This window comes from Nocardia halotolerans (assembly GCF_042650145.1).
GTDB classification, from domain to species: domain Bacteria; phylum Actinomycetota; class Actinomycetes; order Mycobacteriales; family Mycobacteriaceae; genus Nocardia; species Nocardia halotolerans.
Genome location: NZ_JBHSDL010000030.1, coordinates 225,287 through 244,786 on the forward strand (window position 1 = coordinate 225,287; position 19,500 = coordinate 244,786).

General features: G+C 68.1%; 19 protein-coding genes and 1 pseudogene. 7 read left to right on the forward strand and 13 right to left on the reverse strand.

Annotated elements, in window-relative coordinates:
• Positions 1–343: 343 nt before the first annotated feature.
• Complete coding sequence (locus ACFO5K_RS24460) at positions 344–1,120, reverse strand: glutaminyl-peptide cyclotransferase (protein ID WP_378567569.1); 777 nt, start codon at positions 1,118–1,120, stop codon at positions 344–346.
• An 8-nt stretch (positions 1,121–1,128) separates the two neighbouring features.
• Here ACFO5K_RS24460 and ACFO5K_RS24465 point away from each other — a divergent pair.
• Together ACFO5K_RS24465 and ACFO5K_RS24470 are read left to right on the forward strand one after the other, a co-directional pair.
• Positions 1,129–2,082 (forward strand): annotated as a pseudogene (locus ACFO5K_RS24465) (DUF3027 domain-containing protein); the annotation flags it as partial.
• A 344-nt stretch (positions 2,083–2,426) separates the two neighbouring features.
• Entirely contained in the window at positions 2,427–5,507 is a 3,081-nt protein-coding gene (locus ACFO5K_RS24470) for a sacsin N-terminal ATP-binding-like domain-containing protein (RefSeq protein ID WP_378568313.1), read from the forward strand.
• A gap of 3 nt (positions 5,508–5,510) precedes the next feature.
• Here the strand turns inward: ACFO5K_RS24470 and ACFO5K_RS24475 are convergent, their stop codons facing one another.
• Positions 5,511–6,143: a TetR/AcrR family transcriptional regulator gene (locus tag ACFO5K_RS24475; RefSeq protein ID WP_378567571.1), complete on the reverse strand. Its 633-nt coding sequence runs from the start codon at positions 6,141–6,143 to the stop codon at positions 5,511–5,513.
• 118 nt (positions 6,144–6,261) lie between these two features.
• Here ACFO5K_RS24475 and ACFO5K_RS24480 point away from each other — a divergent pair, with 118 nt between their 5' ends.
• Positions 6,262–8,310 carry a neutral/alkaline non-lysosomal ceramidase N-terminal domain-containing protein gene (locus ACFO5K_RS24480; protein ID WP_378567574.1) on the forward strand — a complete coding sequence of 683 codons (2,049 nt, stop codon included), beginning with the start codon at positions 6,262–6,264 and terminating at the stop codon, positions 8,308–8,310.
• Here ACFO5K_RS24480 and ACFO5K_RS24485 read toward each other — a convergent pair.
• On the reverse strand, positions 8,307–8,567 hold the full coding sequence (locus ACFO5K_RS24485; protein ID WP_378567577.1) for a DUF2530 domain-containing protein: 261 nt from the start codon (positions 8,565–8,567) through the stop codon (positions 8,307–8,309). The genes ACFO5K_RS24480 and ACFO5K_RS24485 overlap by 4 nt on opposite strands.
• Before the next feature lie 62 nt (positions 8,568–8,629).
• Here ACFO5K_RS24485 and ACFO5K_RS24490 point away from each other — a divergent pair, with 62 nt between their 5' ends.
• The gene (locus ACFO5K_RS24490) at positions 8,630–9,067 is read left to right on the forward strand and encodes a MarR family winged helix-turn-helix transcriptional regulator (protein ID WP_378567580.1); all 438 of its coding nucleotides are present in this window, start codon (positions 8,630–8,632) and stop codon (positions 9,065–9,067) included.
• Here the strand turns inward: ACFO5K_RS24490 and ACFO5K_RS24495 are convergent, their stop codons facing one another.
• A complete protein-coding gene (locus ACFO5K_RS24495) occupies positions 9,068–9,475 on the reverse strand; it encodes a YccF domain-containing protein (RefSeq protein WP_378567583.1) in 408 nt (135 codons plus the stop codon).
• A gap of 25 nt (positions 9,476–9,500) precedes the next feature.
• Between ACFO5K_RS24495 and ACFO5K_RS24500 the strand changes: the two genes are divergently transcribed.
• On the forward strand, positions 9,501–10,304 hold the full coding sequence (locus ACFO5K_RS24500) for a TrmH family RNA methyltransferase (protein ID WP_378567586.1): 804 nt from the start codon (positions 9,501–9,503) through the stop codon (positions 10,302–10,304).
• Positions 10,301–10,603, forward strand: a complete 303-nt coding sequence (locus tag ACFO5K_RS24505) for a DUF2537 domain-containing protein (protein WP_378567589.1) — start codon at positions 10,301–10,303, stop codon at positions 10,601–10,603. Before ACFO5K_RS24500 ends, ACFO5K_RS24505 begins: the two co-directional genes overlap by 4 nt.
• 8 nt (positions 10,604–10,611) lie before the next feature.
• Here the strand turns inward: ACFO5K_RS24505 and ACFO5K_RS24510 are convergent, their stop codons facing one another.
• The 3 genes from ACFO5K_RS24510 to serC all read right to left on the reverse strand — a co-directional run bounded on the left by ACFO5K_RS24510 (position 10,612) and on the right by serC (position 13,879).
• Entirely contained in the window at positions 10,612–11,331 is a 720-nt protein-coding gene (locus tag ACFO5K_RS24510; RefSeq protein ID WP_378567592.1) for a DUF6928 family protein, read from the reverse strand.
• A gap of 81 nt (positions 11,332–11,412) precedes the next feature.
• Entirely contained in the window at positions 11,413–12,456 is a 1,044-nt protein-coding gene (gene sepH / locus ACFO5K_RS24515; RefSeq protein WP_378567594.1) for a septation protein SepH, read from the reverse strand.
• 301 nt (positions 12,457–12,757) lie between these two features.
• Positions 12,758–13,879, reverse strand: coding sequence for a phosphoserine transaminase (serC, locus tag ACFO5K_RS24520; protein WP_378567597.1), 1,122 nt, complete (start codon positions 13,877–13,879; stop codon positions 12,758–12,760).
• A gap of 137 nt (positions 13,880–14,016) precedes the next feature.
• On the opposite strand from serC, the gene ACFO5K_RS24525 reads away from it, so the two are divergent.
• Entirely contained in the window at positions 14,017–14,652 is a 636-nt protein-coding gene (locus ACFO5K_RS24525) for a hypothetical protein (RefSeq protein ID WP_378567600.1), read from the forward strand.
• 52 nt (positions 14,653–14,704) lie between these two features.
• Here the strand turns inward: ACFO5K_RS24525 and ACFO5K_RS24530 are convergent, their stop codons facing one another.
• From ACFO5K_RS24530 to ACFO5K_RS24555, 6 genes are all read right to left on the reverse strand, one after another.
• Positions 14,705–15,001 carry a hypothetical protein gene (locus ACFO5K_RS24530; protein WP_378567603.1) on the reverse strand — a complete coding sequence of 99 codons (297 nt, stop codon included), beginning with the start codon at positions 14,999–15,001 and terminating at the stop codon, positions 14,705–14,707.
• Positions 15,002–15,016: 15 nt separating this feature from the next.
• A complete protein-coding gene (locus ACFO5K_RS24535; protein WP_378567606.1) occupies positions 15,017–16,363 on the reverse strand; it encodes a hypothetical protein in 1,347 nt (448 codons plus the stop codon).
• A complete protein-coding gene (locus ACFO5K_RS24540; RefSeq protein WP_378567609.1) occupies positions 16,364–16,663 on the reverse strand; it encodes a WXG100 family type VII secretion target in 300 nt (99 codons plus the stop codon). It abuts the gene before it with no gap.
• A gap of 1 nt (position 16,664) precedes the next feature.
• Entirely contained in the window at positions 16,665–17,003 is a 339-nt protein-coding gene (locus ACFO5K_RS24545) for a WXG100 family type VII secretion target (RefSeq protein WP_378567612.1), read from the reverse strand.
• A 276-nt stretch (positions 17,004–17,279) separates the two neighbouring features.
• Positions 17,280–17,912, reverse strand: a complete 633-nt coding sequence (locus tag ACFO5K_RS24550; protein WP_378567615.1) for a polysaccharide deacetylase family protein — start codon at positions 17,910–17,912, stop codon at positions 17,280–17,282.
• A gap of 401 nt (positions 17,913–18,313) precedes the next feature.
• A complete protein-coding gene (locus tag ACFO5K_RS24555; protein ID WP_378567618.1) occupies positions 18,314–19,438 on the reverse strand; it encodes a citrate synthase 2 in 1,125 nt (374 codons plus the stop codon).
• Positions 19,439–19,500 lie beyond the last annotated feature (62 nt).

Below are 19,500 nucleotides of genomic sequence, written 5' to 3' on the forward strand. Positions count from 1 at the left end.
ATTCCGCGACGAGCGCGGCTCGGCACGGTTCGGGTGGCCGTTGGGCAGCGGGCTGGTCGCGGCGCCGGGGTCGACCGGGCGCCGGCCGAACAGGCGCGAGCGGATGGTCGGCGGGTCCGAGACCGGCGGGTCGACGCGCGGAAAGACCTTGCGGGGCCGACGGCCCGACCGTGGCGGGTACTGCCCGAAGCCGGGATGGCGACCGGACCGGTCGCCCGCGGCACTGCCGTCCCGGCGACCACGGTCAGGACCGGTTGGATCGCGGGGCGTAGTCACAGTCCAATTCTGGCGTACGCGGGCCCACCATGTTCACTTGCGGCCGAGCAGTGTCGGCCACACCACGCTATTTCCGGACGAACCGGACCTCGAACAGTCGCGGCCAATATTTCCCGGTGAGCAGGAACCGGTCGGTGTCCGGTAGCTGCGCGATGCCGTTGAGCACATCGGTGCCGGGACGTTCGGCGGGACTGAGCAGCCCGCCCGCTTCGATCACCGCGGTGATCCGCCCGCTGTCGGGGTCGATGCGCAGGATCTCGTCGGAGGGGAAGTGGTTGGCGTACACGGTGCCGTCGGCGGCGCAGTCCAGTTCGTTCGGCCGCGGGTCGTCGTAGCCGGTCAGGGTCACCGAACCGGTCTCGGCGAAGGTCACCGGGTCGCGGAAGGTGAGGGTGCCGGTGCCGTCGCTCATCACCAGCCGGTCCGGTTGGGCGCACAGGCCCCAGCCCTCGCCCTCGTACCGGACCCGGCCGGTCTCGGCGAGAGTCCGCGGGTCGCGGGCGAAGGCGACACCTTCCTTCCAGGTCAACTGCCAGACGATGTCGCCCGCCTTGGTCAGCCCCTCCCCGAACATGTGCTCCGGCAGGTCCACGCGTGCCAGCTCGGTGCCCGTGTCGTGCTCGATCGCCCGCGCCGTCGACACGCCCCACATCCCGGTGCCCTCGTAGCGGATGCCGTCGACCACCTCGAGGCCCTGAGTGAAGGCACCCGGATCGTGCGGTGACGAGGCGAGGACCTCCACTCGCCACCGGGGCAGGCCTGCCTGCTCAGCGGCGCCACAACCGCTCGCGCCGAGCAGGCTGACCAGCACTGTGACGGCCAACGAACTCCGATTGCACTTCATACGGCAAAATGTATGTCGTGAGCGCAGTATCTGTTTCGGAGTCCGGCGTGCGTACCGTTCTGGCCGACGCGGCCGAAGTCGCACATCGTGCGCTCGTCGCGTTGGAGCCCGACGGGGTAGGAGTCCATCTGGGGGTGACAGCCGAGGACGACACGGCAGCTACCCACCGGTTCGAGGCGACGCTGCCCGGCTACCGCGGCTGGCAGTGGGCTGTCGTGGTCGCCGCGCCGCCAGGCGCCGACCACGCCACCGTCAGCGAGTCGGCCCTGCTGCCCGGGCCCGACGCGCTGATCGCCCCCGAGTTCGTGCCCTGGGAGCAGCGGGTGCGCCCCGGCGACCTCGGCCCCGGCGACCTGCTGGCCCCGCCCGCCGGCGACCCGCGGCTGGTGCCCGGCTATGTGGCCACCGGCGACCCGGCGGTCGACGAGGTGGCCCGCGAGGTCGGTCTCGGTCGCGTCCAGGTGCTCAGCCTCGAGGGCCGGATCGACGCGGCGCAACGCTGGTACACCGAGCGCGGCCCCGACACCGAGATGGCCAAGGCGGCCCCCTCCACCTGTGGTCTGTGCGGTTTCTACGTGCCGCTGGCCGGGGCCCTGCGCGAGTCCTTCGGTGTCTGCGCCAACGCGATGGGCGCCGACGGTTCCGTCGTCCACGTCGAATACGGCTGTGGCGCCCACTCCGACGTGGTCGCCCCCAGCGGCAACGGTTCCCCTCGCTACGAAGCCTTCGACGACCACGCCGTCGACTACGTCGACATTCCCCGCACCCCCGACCCGAGCGGCCGGCAGGACTCGGCGCTCACCGCCGAACTGCAGGAGACCGCCGAGGCCGAAGCCGTGGAAGCCGCTACCGCCGTACGCAACGCACTCGCCGAAGGGGCGTTGCCGGAGCCGGCGGAGGAAGTCATCGCGGCCGAGATCGCCGACGCCGAGGTGGCGCCCGCGCCTGAGGCGGGTTCCGAGGAACAGGCAATCGAGATCGTCGAGACCGCCTCCGCCACACCAGCGGAGCCGACTTCGAGCACGGATGCCGCCACGAGTGCCCAGGCGGCGCTTTCGACGGAAACACGATCCGGGACCGAAGCCCAGGCTGGTGTGCGCGACACGTCCGAGGCCCGGGCTGATGTGGGCGACGCTTCCGAGGCCCGGGCTGATGTGGGCGACGCTTCCGAGGCACAGGCTGAGGGTCGCGACGCAGCCGAGGCACAGGCTGAGGGTCGCGACGCAGCCGAGGTGCGGGGCTCGGCCGAGCACGGATCGCCGGTGGCGCGCTGAACGCAGGGGCGGATCCCTTCGGCACCGCGCAGCTGCGTGCCGGAGTACTCGCCGCCTGGCGGGATTCGCCGACCCGGCTGCGCGAGGACAGTGCCAGTGAGGCGGATCTGGTCGCCGCGGGCTACCGCGACCGGCTGCTCACCGAGCTGGCGCAGAACGCGGCCGATGCCGCGACGAAGGCCGGTGTCGCGGGTGAGCTGACCGTCCGGGTGCTCGACGCGCGGTTGCACATCGCGAACACCGGTGCGCCCCTGACTGTTTCGGGCGTACACGCCCTGACGGCGCTGCGTGCTTCCGCGAAGGCCGACACCGCCCAGGTGGGCCGTTTCGGTGTCGGTTTCACCGCGGTCCGCTCGGTTGGTGACGAGGTGGAAATCCGTTCCACGACCGGGTCGATCCGCTTCTCCCGGATCGCGACACTGAACGCCCTGCACGACACCGGCATCACGATCCCCGCCGACCTCGCCGACACCGCCCCACCGGTCCTGCGACTGGCCTGGCCGATGCCGACCACCCCGTCGGCGGGTGCCGACACCGAGGTCGTCGTACACCTGCGCGACGGCCTGGATCCCGAAGCGCTGCTCGACGCCATGCGCACCGAGGCCCCGGACCTGCTGCTGGAACTCCCGGCCCTGCGCCGCATCCGCATCGGCGCCGACGAATTCACCAGCACCGTCCGCGAGCTCGATGCCGAGAACCTCACCGAGCTCACCATCACCCTGCCGTCGGGTGCTACCGAACAATGGTGGCAGTACCGCGCTCCCCGCGCCCGCTGGCTGCTCCCACTGCGCGGCGGCCGCCCCGTCGCCACATCTCCCGACGTGCTGCGCGCCCCCACTCGCTCCGATGAGGAGCTCTCCCTCCCCGCCATCCTGGTCGCCGACCTCCCCATGCAACCGGATCGCCGCCGCCTGCTCCCCGGCGCCGACCTGCGCGAAATCGCCGTCGGTTACGCCGATTTCGCCCGCGCCCTCCCACCCGGAGATCGCCTCGCCCTCGTGCCCGCGCCCGGCTTCGCCCGCAGCGAGACCGACACACTCCTGCGCGAAGCCCTCACCGCCGAATTGCGTACGCACTCGTGGCTACCCGTCGGCTCGCCCACCGGTGGTCTCGCACCCACGGCCCAAGCAACCCGGCCGGATCGCGCGGGTTCCCTGCCCGACTGGGAGCCCAGCACCCAGACGACGGACCCCCTGCCTGACTGGGAGCCCAGTGCTCAGACGGCGGACCCCCTGCCTGACTGGGAGCCCAGCGCCCAAACAGCGGACCCCCTGCCCGACTGGGAGCCCAGCACCCAGACGGCGGACCCCCTGCCCGACGGGGAACCCCGCGCGCAGACAGCGGATCCTCTGTTGCGCTCGGGATCGCGTTCCGAGGCGCCGGATCCGTTGGCCCAGGACTCCCTGTTCGAGCAGGACCACCGGCGCGACGAGTCGGGCCCGAACGTATCGATCTCGGACTCGGGCGTGCGCACCCCGACCAGTGCTCCGTCCCGCGCACACGTGTTCCCCGATCTGACACCGGAATTGGCCCGGCTGATCACCGAATTCACCGGCCCGCTGGTGATCCCGGAACTCTCCGGCCGCGCGCATCTGGACAAGCTCACCGTCCTCGATGTCCCACGCCTGGATCTGGCCGCCCTGGCCGACCTGTCGAGCGGCCTCGACCGTGAACCGCACTGGTGGCAACGGCTCTACACCGCACTGGAACCCTTCGTGGTGGACACCAGGACGGCCGAGGAGCTCGGTGCCCTGGCCGTCCCGCTGGCCGACGGCCGCGTGGTGACCGGCCCGCGTACCGTCGTGCTCGACGATCAGCTCACCGTCGCCGTGCCGGTGCACTGGGCCCGCCTGGCGCACCCGGAGGCCACCCACCCGCTGCTGGGCCGTCTGGGTGCCCGCAGCGCCTCCGCCGACGACCTGCTCACCGACCCCGCTCTGCGCGAGCTGCTCGAATACGACCCGGCCGACCCCGATACCGTCACCGCGGTACTGCACCTGGCCCCGTTCGCCGCCACCGAGGCCCTGCCCGTCTGGCTCGGCCTGCTCGAACTGCCCACCGACACCGGTGAACTGCGCCCCGCCGACGAACTGCTGCTACCCGGCGCCCCGCTCGCCGAAGTGCTGGTCGAGGATTCGCCCTTCTGCACTGTGGCCGACTCCACTGTCGCCGAGTTCGGTGCGCGGGCCCTGCGCGCGATCGGTGTCGGCTGGGATTTCGCGGTACTCACCGACCCCGATCCGATCGCCCCCGACCACGACCTCGACGACGAACAAGACTGGTGGAACACCCTTTCCGAGGACCCGCCCGAACTCGTCGCCGTGCGCGATCTCGACCTCGTCGACGACGACCGCTGGCCCCTGGCTCTGCGTCACCTGCTCGCCGAGCCGCGCACCCGTGCCCTGCTCGCCGACCGGCACGGCTACACCGCCTGGTGGCTGCACCGCCACGCTCACCTCGACGGCGTCGCGCTGGGCAAGTTCCGTCATCCCGACGACACCGAATTCGCGGGCCTGCTACCGGCTTTCCCCGCCGAGGACATCGGCAACCCGGACGCCCTGCGCTCCGTCCTGGTCGATCCCGACGTGCTGACGGCCGACCTCGCCGAAGAACTTCTCGACGCCCTGGCCGATCCCGCGAGGAACCCCGCCCCCGATGTGGTCGCGAACACCCACGCGCGGCTGGCCGAAGCGGTCGCCGTGGGCACCCTCGACCCCGCCGACCTCGACCTGCCCGACCAGGTTCGTGCGCTGTCCGGCACCGTTGTCGACGCGGGCACCGCGATGATCCTGGACCAACCCTGCTTCGGCTTGGTGGTGCCGGCGCAGCGCTTGGTGGCCGGCGCACACGCCGAAGCCCTGGCCACCCTGCTGGATCTGCCGCTGGTCTCTGAGGAGGTCGGTGCAGAAGTGCTGGGCGCGGGCCGCCGAACCACCTGGGCCGACCCCTTGGGTGTGGTGCTGCGTCAACTGTGGTCGCCCAGCGACACCACCGGCGATCTGGTGCTGCACGAGACCCTGGAAGTGCGGCTGCGCGGGGCGGTCTCGGGGACCGTGCGGGTGCCGTGGTGGTGCGTGGACGACGACGTGCACGTCCAGGTGCCGGTGGTGTGACAGTTAGGCCGAGCTGGCGTGCGAGGTGACCATTTCGGCGAGCATGTCGAGCTGGGTCTGCACGCTCTCGCTGTCGTCGTCCACCAGCCAGCGCAGCACGATGCCGTCGATGACGCTGAGGATGAACCGGCTGAGCTCGGCCACCGGGGTGTTCCAGGTGGTGCTCGTCGCCTCGCGGAAATGGTCCATCACGTCGGCGACGGTGCTGTCGTTGAACGCGTACTGCTCGCGCGCGATCGCGATCTTGGCCGGCGTCGATTCGCCCTCGCGCAGCGCGTAGGTGGTGGTTTCATAGGTGAGCAGCTGACGTTCGGGTGTGGCTTCGACGTTGCGCCACAGTAGCTCCAGGCTGCGCCGCACCAATTTCTGAAGTGCTTCTTTTCCTGTTCCTGCGTCGGCCCATACCGATTCGTCGGCATCGACGGAATCGCGTAATTCCATCGAGAGCGCTTTGACCAGCTCGGTCATCAGCGCGTCCTTGTTTTCGAAACAGTAATGCACCACACCGAGCGACACACCGGCCGCTTGGGCCACGTCGCGCGTGGTCACGCCCGCCACGCCCTTTTTCTCGGCGAGACCGATCGCTGCCTCGATCAGGTGGGCTCGTCGTTCTTCGACGCTCAATCGGAAGGACACGTGTGCGAGTTAAGCGCGCACGTCGCGAACAGTCAATTCGCCGGTCCGCGAGAAAAACCTGGACATTCGACCAGTTTGTGTGGTTGTCTCCGAATGGAAGTCGCGAAGGAGTCCACTGATGCCCCTGTCCCGCCGTACCGTACTCGCCGCCTCGGCGCTGGGTATCCCGGCCGTGCCCGTGGTTTCGGCCCTGACGGCCGCGGGGCTGCCCCGCGCGCACGCGGATCTGAAACCCGACGTATTCGAATTCGGACTCGGAATCGCCGACCTCACCGGACCCGCCGCCGAATGCGGCATGATGGGCTACTCGCAACTCGAACAGACCACGGCGGGAATTCATCTGCGCCCCCGGGTGCGCGCATTCGTGATCGGTTCGGAAACCGATCGCGTGGTGTTCGCCGCGGTGGAGAACGGCGCGTTGTTCCAATCGGTGCACCGCGGTGTACTGCTCGCGCTGGCGCGGCGTTTCGGTGATCGGTACACCGAACGAAATGTCGTCCTCACTTCCACCCACACCCATGCCGGCTGCGGCGGTTCGGCACACGACTACGCGTATACATTGGCGACACTGGGATTTCAGCGACAGGTGTACGACACCGAAGTCGACGCCATCGTCGAGGCCGTCGTCGCGGCCGACGCCGATGTCGCCCCCGGCACCATCGCCCTCGGCCGCGCCGAACTGCGCGACGCGAGCGTGAACCGCTCCCGGTCGGCCTTCGACCGCAATCCGGCCGCCGACCGGGCCGTGTTCCCCGACGCCATCGACCCCGCGGTCACCACATTGGTCTTCAGCCGCGCGGGCGCCCGGGTCGGCACCCTCACCTGGTTCGCCACCCACAACACCTCCATGACCAACAAGAACCGGCTGATCAGCTCCGACAACAAGGGCTACGCCAGTTTCGCCGCCGAGCACCGCGAACACGGCGTGCGTTATCTCGACGGCGCACCGGATTTCCTCGCGGCTTTCGCCCAGACCAATGCCGGTGACATGTCGCCGAACCTGGCGCTCAGCCCCGGAAACGGCCCGACCACCGACGAATTCGAGAACACCAGAATTCTCGGCGAACGCCAATACGCGGCCTCCGAGACCGCGGCGCGCGGATCGGTTTCGATGCGGGGTTCGATCGCGTCGATGCTGTGCTACATCGACCTGGCCGCCCTCAGTATCGACGGCCGCTTCACCCCCGATGGCGAACCGCGCCGCACCGCACCGGCGGCGGCCGGGGTGTCACTGATCGCGGGCAGCGTCGAGGACGGTCCAGGTCTGCCCGGCGGGCCGATCCCGGAGGGCGTGCGCAACCCGATGATCGAGTTCCTCGGCGGCATCGACCATCCGCACCCGGCGTGGCTGGCCGACGCCCAGGCGCCCAAGGCGATCTTCGCCCCGCTCGGCCTGCTCCCGCCCGTGCCATGGGTGCCGAATGTGGTGCCCATCCAGTTGGTCCGCCTCGGTGAGCTGTATCTGGCCGCGGCGGGCGCGGAATTCACCATCGTGGCCGGGCTACGGGTGCGCCGCGCGGTGGCGGGGGTCCTCGGTGTCGAGGTGGATCAGGTGCTGCTGCAGGGGTACGCGAACGCCTATCACCAGTACGTGACCACCCCGGAGGAGTACGACGCCCAGCAGTACGAGGGCGCCTCGACGCTGTTCGGCCGCTACACCCTGTGCGGCTACGTGCAGGAATTCACCCGCCTCGCCGAGTCCTTCGCCGCCGGCGCCGACCCCGGCCGTGGACCCGCGCCCCGCGATGTCTCCGCGCTGCAACCCGGCTTCGCCGCCGCACCCGGCCCCGACGCGACACCGCCGGGCCGCGGCTTCGGTGATGTCGTCGTGCAGCCGCCCGCGCACTGCGCGCGCGGCGAGCGGGTGGCCGTCGAATTCGTCTCGGCCCACCCCAAACACAATCCGCGTCGCGGCGCGACCTTCCTCGAGGTACAGCGCCGCAGCGGCACGGGCTGGGCGCGGGTGGCCAACGAGGGGGAGTGGGACGTGCGATTCCACTGGCGCAAGGAGGGCGAGGCGGTTTCGATCGCACGCTTCACCTGGGATATCCCCACCACCGCTGAACCGGGCACCCACCGCTTCGTGCACTACGCCGACGTGTTCGGCCCCGACGGCACGCTACGTCCGGTCACCGGGACCAGCGCGGAGTTCACGGTGACCGCCTAATCGCCGGAGAGACCCACCTGCGCTCCCTTGTCCCCACGCCGGGCCGAACGTCGCTGCGCCAGGTAGATGGCCGACCCCAGCACCCCGACGAGAAGCCCCATCAGGCACACCGGGCGCGCATCAGCCCACGCGGGAATCAGCCAGGTCAGGATGGCCGCGACCGCCCAGGCCGCGAAACCGGCCAACACCACCGGGCGTGGGTCGACCAGGCCCCGGGGCAGCTGGGGTATCTCCCGACTGGCGGGTCCGGCATCCATACCCAAAGAGTAGCGGCGTGAAACCAGTGCGGTCGCCGTGACGTACCGTAGAGTTCTGCACTGTGACAACGCCATCGGACGTCCGAGCCCTGGCCGGCGACCTTTCCCTGGCCGTCGTGCGGCTCACGCGCCACCTGCGCGGCCGCCGGGCCGACGCGCAGATCTCGCTCACCCAGCTCTCCGCGCTGGCGACGCTGGCCCGCGACGGCGCGATGACTCCGGGCACCCTGGCACACAAGGAACGAGTGCAGCCGCCGTCGATGACGCGCGTGATCGCCTCGCTCTCGGACCTCGACCTCGTGCAGCGCAGGCCGCACCCCACCGACGGCCGCCAGATCATCGTCTCGCTGTCACCGGCCGGTCGCGCCCTGATCGCCGACGAAACCCATGCCAGGGAGGCCTGGATGACCGACCAGCTGGCCGGTCTGACCGCCGATCAGCTCGCGGTACTGGACCAGGCGGTGGAGATCATGAATCAGATCATCGTCGGATCCGAGTGATCACCCGACCGTAGGCCGGTGCGCGGCATCCGCGGGCACCACATCGTGGCCCAGCGGGAACAGCGACAGCGGCACCAGCTTCAGGTTCGCCCAGGCGAACGGCAGGCCGATGATCGTCACCGCCAGCGCGATGCTGGTGAACACATGGCCCAACGCCAGCCACCACCCCGCGAAGACGAACCAGATCACATTGCCGACGAGTGACGCCGCGCCCGCGTTCGGCTTGTCGACCACGGTGCGACCGAACGGCCACAGCACGTAACCGGCCAGCCGCAGCGAGGCGATGCCGAAGGGGATGGTGATGATCAGCACGAAACAGATCAGCGCCGCGAGCAGGTAGCCCAGCGCCATCCAGAATCCGCACAGCACCACCCACAGGATGTTCAAGATCAACTGGACCAGCTTCATGCTTCCAGCATGCCAGGATGGGCCGGTGGCCGAAGTGATTCCCATCGACGACCCCGCCGACCCGCGCGTCGACGACTTCCGCGACCTGTCCAACGCCGACCGCCGACCCGACCTGCCGGGCCGTAGCGGACTCGTCATCGCCGAGGGCGTGGTGGTGGTGCAGCGCATGCTCGATTCACGCTTCGCCCCGAGCGCCCTGCTCGGCGTCGAGAAACGCTACGCGGCCCTCGCCGCGGACCTGACCGGCGTCGATGTCCCGTACTACCAGGCCGACGCCGAGGTGATGGCCGAAGTGGTGGGCTTTCACCTCAATCGCGGCGTGCTCGCCGTCGCCCCGCGCCCCGCCGAACTCACCGTCGAACAGGTACTCGACGGCGCGCGCACCGTGGCCGTCCTCGAGGGCGTCAACGATCACGAGAACCTCGGCTCGATGTTCCGCAACGCGGCCGGCCTGGGCGCCGACGCGGTGCTGTTCGGCGAACGCTGCGCCGACCCGCTCTACCGGCGGTCGGTGCGCGTGTCGATGGGGCACGTGCTGCGGGTGCCGTTCGCGTCGCTACCGCAGTGGCCCGGTGGGCTGGACTCGCTGCGGGCGCGCGGGTTCCAGATCATCGCGCTCACCCCGGACCCGGCCGCGCTGAACCTGGCGACCGCGATGACGGGGGAGCGGGTGGCGCTGCTGCTCGGTGCCGAAGGCCCCGGTCTGACCGAAGCGGCCATGCGCGCCACCGACGTACGCGCCCGCATCCCGATGTCGCCGGGGACGGACTCGCTCAATGTCGCGACCGCCGCCGCGATGGCGTTCTACGAACGGGTGCGCACGTCATGAGCCCCGAGCACGACGGCCCCTACCGGGCCCAGCCCGATTCGGTCCCCTGGGCCGCGGGCATCACCGTCGTCGTGCTGGTCGCGTCGCTCGGCGCGACCGCGGTCTACGCCTTCGGCGCAGCACTCGCGGCGGTGCACCCGCTGCTCGCGGTGGCGGTGAACCTGGTGGCCGCGGCGGGAGTGGCGCCGACGGCCTGGCGCTGGCGCTACACGCCGGTGGTGCGCTGGGTGCTCGCCGGTGCCGCGCTCGGCGTGCTGCTCGGGTGGCTGGCGGTGCTCATCGAGGAGATCAGCGGGTGAACCGAGGCTCACCGCACCCGGTCGGGTCCGCGTAGCCGGCTGAAGAACCCGCGCCCGCGCCGGGTGGCCGCTCCCGGCCCGGCCGCCACGGGCGCACCGCCCTTCGGATACAGCGTGAACCCGCAGACGGCGATGTCGCCGGGCGTGAGCCCACCGGGCACGGTGTCGCGATAACCGAATCCGAGCCATTCGAGCGCGGCGGCATCGGCGAAGGCGGGCGGATCGAACGGCAGTGACTGCGGCGCGGGCCGGTCGTCGCGGTGCCAGGGCACCGGATGATCACCAGCCCAGTACGCGCGCTCCCACACCATCGGCAGCCCTTCGTTCTCCAGGATGTCGACCCTGGTGGAACTGAACGAGCGCCGGAATTCCCCACGCTCCCAGTGCGCGAACGCACCCCAGTGCAGCTGAGTGTCGAACGAGACCAGATAGGTGTGCTCGGAGGCCAGCGGACGTACCAGCAGATCCGGCAATTTCGTCGGCCGCACCAGGGCAGCCTCGGCGGTACACACCACGGTCAATCCCGGATAGCAACCGAGATAGACCTCGTCCCGGTCCGGCCCGGCACACCCGGCCAGGGTCCCCACGGTGATCGGTCGCACGTCGTGTTCGGCGTACAACTGCCCGGCCAGCGCGGCGGCGGCGACGGGATCGGACGCCGGGTGCCCACGTAGGACCGCGACCGGATCAGCCGTGTCGACGTACCAGAGAGTGGATGCGGACAACATGAGCCACCTCCAAACCGAAGCACCAGATCACCAGGCAGTGACCCGGCAGTCAGGTCCGCGCAGCCGAGCCTGGCGGGTTGTTCAGTTCCCGGAGCTGCGCACGCCGAGCAGCACGTCTTCCCAAGACGGCATGGGCGCCTTACCGCGCTTGTTCCGAGCGGGCTTGGGTGCGGGCTTGTCCGCGGCCGGTTCCTCGGGGCTGTCCTGCTGCGCCGCGGGCGGATTCGCCTCGGTGGGCTGGCTCGGCGTGGCCGGAACCGGAGCCGCCGGCATCTGTGCCGCCGGTGCCGGAGCCGCCGGGATGGGCGCCGGCGGAGCCGGGATCGGCGCCGAAGGCGCTGGTGCGGCCGGAATCGCCGCCGTCCCACCACCGGCCGCGACCTGCCTGCGCCCGTAGTACTCGTCCAGCGACGGCTGCGCCGGCCGGGCCTGCGGACGCGCGGTCGGGGTGACCTGTTCGCGCGGCCGCGGCTCCACCGGTACGGGCGGTTCGATGACCGGCGGGGCGGCGGGCGCGGGCGTGGCCAGCCCGCGCAGCGCGCGACCGAAATCGGGGTCGATCAGGTCGTTGGCGGGGTCGTCGAGCGGGGACACCGAGCCGCCGTGCGCGTCGGGCTGGAAACGCCAGTGCGCGGCGATCTCGGAGTGACCGTGGCGCCACTGCAATTGCGCCACCCAGAAGCCCTTCTCGTCCTTCCAGGCATCCCATTCGGCGTGTTCGATGGTGTGCCCGCGTTCGGAGAAGGCCGCGGTGACGATCTCGTGCAGCGTTTCCAGCGCCGGGCCGTCGGGGCGCACCGGGTGCGCCTTCTGTGCCAGTTCGGCGGCGCGAGCACGCTCGAGCAACACCGGGTAGGCGAAACGCTCCACTTTGCTTTCGGGCATACCGGACTCGGCCGTGACCTGCTCCACAGACGCTCCGGCTCGAATACGGGCCTGAATATCGCGAGGACGCATCGACGCCTCCGTTTCGATCTGGATCTGGCCGAATCGTGCGAGGTCGCCGCGCGCAGCCGCGCGGAGCTTGTCGTCGGCGGGCAACCGGAACTTGGTGCCGGACTCGGTGTCACTGCACACGATGTGCGTGGAGTCGGGCGTTACCCCGATCACTCGAAGTTCACGCACCGTTACCTCCCTATCGCGTCGGCTACGACACCGCCCACTTTCCTAGACAGTAGTGCACATTACTTGGCCGTGGCAGCAGACACGCACGACGCAAATCGCGCACGGAGGCACCCCATACCGCTAATCTGATCGGCTCGTTACACGAATCCTGGTCGTGTACAGGGGTTTTGGTGACAGATCAACATCAATTGCCGTACCGCGGAACCCCGCGATCAATGCAAATGTTGCGAACATGCAAAGCGCCGGTGCGTGTCGAACCGGAAAAGGTTCGCCGCGCACCGGCGCTGATTGCGGTCTTATCTCAGAGCTGGCCGACGACCCAGTCGATCGAACGGGTCAGCTGCGAAACATCTTCGGGATCGATTGCCGGGAACATACCGACGCGCAGCTGGTTGCGGCCCAGCTTCCGGTACGGATCGGTGTCGACGATGCCGTTGGCCCGCAGAATCTTCGCGACCTGGGCGGCGTCCACCGAGTCATCGAAGTCGATGGTGCCCACGACCTGCGAACGGTGCGCCGGGTCGGTGACGAACGGGGTGGCGAACGAGCTCGACTCGGCCCAGGTGTAGAGGCGCGAGGACGAATCCAGGGTGCGCTTCACGGTCCAGTCCAGGCCGCCGTTGGCGTTCATCCACTCGATCTGGTCGGCGAACAGCAGCAGGGTGGCCAGCGCCGGGGTGTTGTAGGTCTGGTCCTTGGACGAGTTGTCGATCGCGATCGGCAGCGACAGGAAGTCCGGGGTCCAGCGGCCCGAGGCCTTGATCTCGGCGACGCGGGCCAGCGCGGCCGGGCTCATGATCGCGACCCACAGGCCACCGTCGGCGGCGAAGCACTTCTGCGGCGCGAAGTAGTACACGTCGGAATCGGCGATGTTCACCGGCAGACCGCCCGCACCGGAGGTGGCGTCGATGGCGATCAGGGCGTTCTCGGAACCGGCCGGACGCGACACCGGGATGGAGACACCGGTGGAGGTCTCGTTCTGGGCCCAGCCGATGAGGTCGGCCGAGGGGTCGGCCACGGGCTCGGGGGCGCTGCCCGGCTCGGCGGAGACGACGATCGGGTCACCGATGAACGGGTTGGCCTTGGCGACCGAAGCGAACTTCGAGGAGAACTCGCCGTTGGTCAGGTGCAGCGAACGCTCACGGATCAGGCCGAAGGCGGCGGCGTCCCAGAACGCGGTGGTGCCACCGTTGCCGAGCACCACTTCGTAGCCCTCGGGCAGGTTGAACAGCTCACGCAGGCCGTTGCGCACGCGCGCGACCACGTCCTTGACCGGCTTCTGGCGATGCGAGGTGCCGAACACCGAGGCGCCGACAGTCACCAGCGACTGCAGCTGCTCCGGGCGGACCTTGGACGGGCCGCAGCCGAACCGTCCGTCGGCGGGCTTGAGGTCGGCTGGAATGGTCGGGAACGCACTGGTCATGCGGGAGAGTTTATTGGCGCACCGCCGCGCGCCTGCTGGTACCCCCCTTGTCGCCGCCGGCGCGAGATCGGGCGCCCACTGTGACGGGTGCGGGGAATTTGCCCTTGCGGTGTGAAACTTCCGTTTACGCTCATTTCATGAGCCTCGCCGTGGCCGACTCGGGTCGGACCCTGCTCGACCGGTGTGCCTGGGCGTTCGGGAGGCGACCCGGACTGCTGTCGGAGGGCGCACGGCGGGAACTGCTGATCAGAGGGTTCCCCGCCACCGCCACGATACTGTCGGCCCGCACCCGCCGCGGCGAAGTCGGCTACCGCTTCTCGGTACGAGTCCAGCGCCCCGGCGAACTCGCCTACGACGCCCGTGTCCGCCAGCGGATCCGTAGCCAAGACGTGGAGTGGATGCAGCCCGGCGACGTGGTGGGCTGCCGCGTCGACCCCGGCAATCCCGACCGCGTGGCCCTGTTCCTCCCCGAAACCGCCCAACCCGGCCACAAGGCAACCGCCAAGATCCTGGCCACCGGCCGCCGAGCCGAAGCGATCGTCCTCGCCGTCGCCCCCATCGCCGCCGACTACACCGGCCACGAAGACCCCGTCCTGCGCCTCGACCTGGAAATGCGAGCCCCCGACGAACCCACCCCCTGGCGAGTCCGCTTGATCCAACCCGTCCCCCTGGCCGCCGTCGGCCACATAGAACTCGGCACCCACCTCGAAGCCGCCTACCTCACCCTCGACCGAGGAACCTCGGTAGCCCTCGACTTCACCGCACTGCGCTGAGACCTACGCCGTCGGGTGCGCCGTCGTCCGGATATCGAGGAGCCCCTGCAGCTCAGTCACCACTGAACCAAAGGTATCCATTGTGTCGGATCGCGTCCTCCGCGGCTCGTTGAAGGGTGTCGACTACTTCCTTTTCGTGTTCGTCCTGCGGAGTCATGGTTGCCAACTCGACAAGGAACAAATTCAATTGAAACGAATTGAACATCGTGTCCGCGTATGCGTGTATTTCTCCGAGCATTGTTCCGGAAGGTGCCGCGAGCGCCATCTTGGATAGCGTCGGCGCCACGCGTTCGTAATAAATATCGACCTGGTCATGAATCTGATTCTGAACAACTATCGAGATGCCCATGATAGATAAATCCTCCTACGGAATGGGGAACATATTTGTCACTGTACCCCACTTGTCTGTGATCACCTTGTATCTGCTGGTTGGCTTTCCGCCGGACTGGCCTATTGTAGTGCCCGCATCCACGTCGCGTTCGTAATTCCCGTATTTGTTTGGACCGCGTGCCGCCTCATCCTCCGCGCCGTCTATGAGGTCATCCAAGTTCTGATCTTTATTGAAAGTGCTCTTGTCGGGATCCGCATCTGCTATCGCACCACCCTCGACATGCTTTCTGCGAATGTATTCTTCAGCTATATCGGTTAGTCCGCCAAGTGGGATCGCTGACGCCACAGGTAGGTTCTCGTACAGCTGAGAGTCATCGATAAGTACCTTCATCGCGATAATTTCCGCGAGCGCGATGGCGACTTTCTCGGTATCGGGCACTTTATCGAACGCTGTGATCGCCGTAACCGCTCCGCCGAACACGCCTGCAAATCCGAGGATCTTCAGCAGGTCGGCGGAGTTGAGTACTTTGCGGATCTTCGTCATGGCGCTGAGGACGAGTGCACCGACCCGGACCGCTGCCGCTACCGCTGTGCCGCCCAGCGAGAAGATGGAACCGACCGCAGCGAGGCCGATGGTGAATCCGGCCTCGATCTTGAGGTCGGTCATCTCGGTGTCGATCTGCTGGCTGGCGCTGTGTATACCAGTGTTGAACTCGCCGACAGGAGCAGCGATATGCTGAGCGGCCAGCACAATTGTATCGGCCGCACTGCCTATGGTGTTGAGGTGTTGCTGGATCAGTTCGCGGTTCTTGATCTGATCCATGTCGTCGAACATCTGCGAGATCGTTGCGATACGTGCTTTCGCGCCGGATAGTGCTTCGCTTGCCGCGAACGTAGACCAGGCGGCTGTCACGGCGGCCAGCGCGTCGATGTCCGCGTTGGGTAGCTTCTTGAATTCATTGGTGATATCACTGAGGAGGTCATCGAAGAACTGGCCCTCACCGTCCTTCTTCACCCCTACTCCGGATGTGGCGGTAGTCGCCGACGGGATTGTGACCTTGTGTTCGGCCATCGCGGTGATGGTTGGGCGTGGCGGCGCCGGGTCGCTGTTGTTGCTGGTTCCGTAGTTGTATCCCGATGCATAGAGGACATTGCCGAAGTTCGTCAAGGCGTCGGAGAGGTTTGTGCACGTTTGGAGGGTGCGTTGGGCAACTGAGTCGTAAGCTTTCGCCCATTCGACGCATCCTGGTGCGTCGCCGGCCATTCCCGCACCCTGGTCTTTGACGGCTGTGTGTACTGGCTTGTCCGCGGCTCGCAAATCATTCGCCAAGTCATGACACTTCTTGGCCGCGTCATAATAGGAAACCCAGTCGACGTACACTTACCCGCCCTGCAACATGCGGAGATTAATATCAATGGCGTTGGTGTAGCGCTCGTGGGCGGCCTTGGCTGCATCGCTCATGTCGCGGATACCTTCGACGAACTCGCGGGCGCCGACCGCCCACTGTTGATGGGCAACCTGGTACGCGTCGCCGGCGATACCTTCCCAGCCCGTGCCGATCAACGTGGCAACCTGATCGTCTATCTCGTCGAGGTGGTCGCCGATGAACCCTGCCAGCCCAACGAGCTTCGTGACAATCTGGTCGAGATGATCGAGGTCGACCTTGAAATCGGATGCCATCTCACAAACCGGGTAGGTCGAGGCTGAAGGACCCGAGAGCTGCGGCGCTCGTTTCGTCGCGTTGAGCGTAAGTGTCGGCAGTTACGCCGAGCTTTTCGGCCATGTCGGTCAATGCTGTGATGATCGCCGTTCCGCCATTTCGGGTTTCAGACCAGCCTGTTGCGAAGTTGCTGGCGGAGTCCCCAGTCCAACTCGTGCCTGCGCAGGCGTCGACCTCACGAGCGGCCGAGTCCAGCGCCTGGCGCAGGGTATCGGCGAGACCGAACACATAGTTCCCGACTTCACGAACCTTCTCCGGGACGACAGTCAACGACTGCCCTTCCCCCCCAGTGCTACTCATGAATTCGATCCTAGCCGGGTACCGGCTCGAGTGACTGGATGCTGTTGACGACAGCCTCCAGGAGCGCCAGGGTCCGGACGTCACTGGCCGCCCACCACCCCGCGCGAACTCGCCGCGTCTGTCACCAGTTGGACGATTGACCACCAGGCAATCAAGTAGGCATCGTCCGAGAAGGGGAAACCACCAGAGCCTGATGATCTTGATGCCACCGAGGGTGCTACTCGTAGGGTTGCGGAGCGGCTCGGGGTCGGAGTTTTGAGGCGGGGTCGCGGGTTGTTACGGCGGCACGTGGATGAAGGTCAAGCCGTTCGCGCGTAGGGCTGGGATTGCGGAAGTCATGCCTGTTGCGGTGCCGGAGTTCGGTCGGTGCATATGGGCGAGTGTTATATCGCCTGGCTGGGCTGTGTTCATCGCGTGCCGCACCTGGGTGGCCGACGCGGTGGCGCCGAAGTCGGCGTTGATCGTGAAGCCCAGGGGGGTGGCGCCCAGCTCGTTGACGATGGTGACGGCGATGTCGTCGTAGTGGGCGGTGCCGGGGCGGAAGAAGCGGGGTGGGTGGCCGGCGAGTTCGGTGAGGCGTTCGTGATTGGCCCACATTTCTTCGGCCGCCTCCATGGGGGAGGCGGTGCCTGCGATTCGGTAGGCGGTGCGGCCGGTCACCGACAGGGGTTTGTGCGCGACACCGTGATTGGCGAGTTCGAACAGGGGGTTGGCAGCCAGTAGGCGTACGCGGACGGGGTCGGCGTCGACCCAGCGTTTGTTGAGGAACAAGGTGGCCGGGACGTGTTCGGCGATCAGTAGGTCGATCAGCGCCTGGTCGATGCCATTGTTGCCGGGACCGCCGCAGGCGTCGAAAGTGAGCGCGATCTGTTTGCCCGTCGGCGCGAAACTACTGGTGATCCCGGCCATTTCGGTACCCCATCGCTGTGGCACCGCATCCGCGAACCGTGCCGCGACCGAAAACGGCGTCGGAACAGCGGGCGCCCCGGAAATAGGTGCCGCGGTGACCGTCGGTGCTGGTCCGGCGAAAGTCGCCACCGCATCGGCGGCTACCCCGCTCGAACCGGCAACTCTTCCTGGGGTCGAATGGCTTTGCGGCACTCCGCAACCTGCTACCAGCCCGGTGGCCACAGCGGTAGACCCGCGTATGAACGTCCGCCGCGACAACCCACCCACAGGCCCCACCCCTCGTCCGAAATCCGTTCGGATTCTATGCCGGTAGCGGCCTGTTCGTGGCGGGTGAAGCGGTATGAACAGCTAAATGGACCGTGTGCCGGTAGTTCAGCACACGGTCCAGCGCAGGTGGTGGGTCAGTCGCGGGCGATGGTGGACCAGCCGGTGACCTCTTCGGGGGTGCGCGGGCCGGGGCCGGTGTAGATGGCGGCGGGGCGGACGAGCTTGCCCAGCTGCTTCTGTTCCAGGATATGGGCGCACCAGCCGGCGGTGCGGCCACAGGTGAACATGGCCGGCATCATGTGGGCGGGGACCTCGGCGAAGTCGAGGATGACCGCGGCCCAGAATTCGACGTTGGTTTCGATGGCGCGGTCGGGGCGGCGTTCGCGCAGTTCGGCGAGGGCGGCCTGTTCGAGGGCGGCGGCCACCTCGTAGCGGGGGGCGTCGAGGCGCTTGGCGGTGGCGCGCAGCACGCGGGCGCGGGGGTCCTCGGCGCGGTAGACACGGTGACCGAAGCCCATCAGCTTCTCTTTGCGGTCCAGGATGCCCTTGACCAGGGCGCGTGCGTCGCCGGACTGCTCGACCGCTTCGATCATCGGCAGCACGCGGGCCGGTGCGCCGCCGTGCAGCGGGCCGGACATGGCGCCGATCGCGCCCGACAGTGACGCCGCCACGTCGGCGCCGGTGGAGGCGATGACGCGGGCGGTGAAGGTGGACGCGTTCATGCCGTGTTCGGCGGCCGAGACCCAGTAGGCGTCGATCGCCTCGGTGTGGCGCGGGTCCGGGTCACCCTTCCAGCGGGTCATGAACCGCTCGGTGACGGTGCCGCATTCGTCGATCTTGCGCTGCGGGACGGCGGGCTGGTAGATGCCGCGTGCGGACTGCGCCACATACGACAGCGCCATCACCGAGGCGCGCGCCAGGTTCTCGCGGGCGGTCTCGTCGTCGATGTCGAGCAGCGGCTCGTAACCCCAGATGGGGGCGAGCATGGCCAGCCCGGCCTGCACGTCGACGCGCACGTCACCGGTGTGCACCGGCAGCGGGAAGGGTTCGGCGGGGGGCAGGCCGCGGCCGAACTGGCCGTCGACGAGCAGCGCCCACACGTCACCGAAGGTGACCTGGTTGGTGACCAGGTCCTCGATGTCGACGCCGCGATATCGGAGGGCGCCACCGTCCTTGTCCGGCTCGGCGATGTCGGTGGTGAAGGCCACCACGCCTTCCAATCCGCTGACAAAATCCTGTGGTACCGAGCTGGCCGTCATGGTGACTCTCCTTGCAGGGGATGCCGATCTTTCTGAACGATAGACCCGTCGGTACTCAGGAG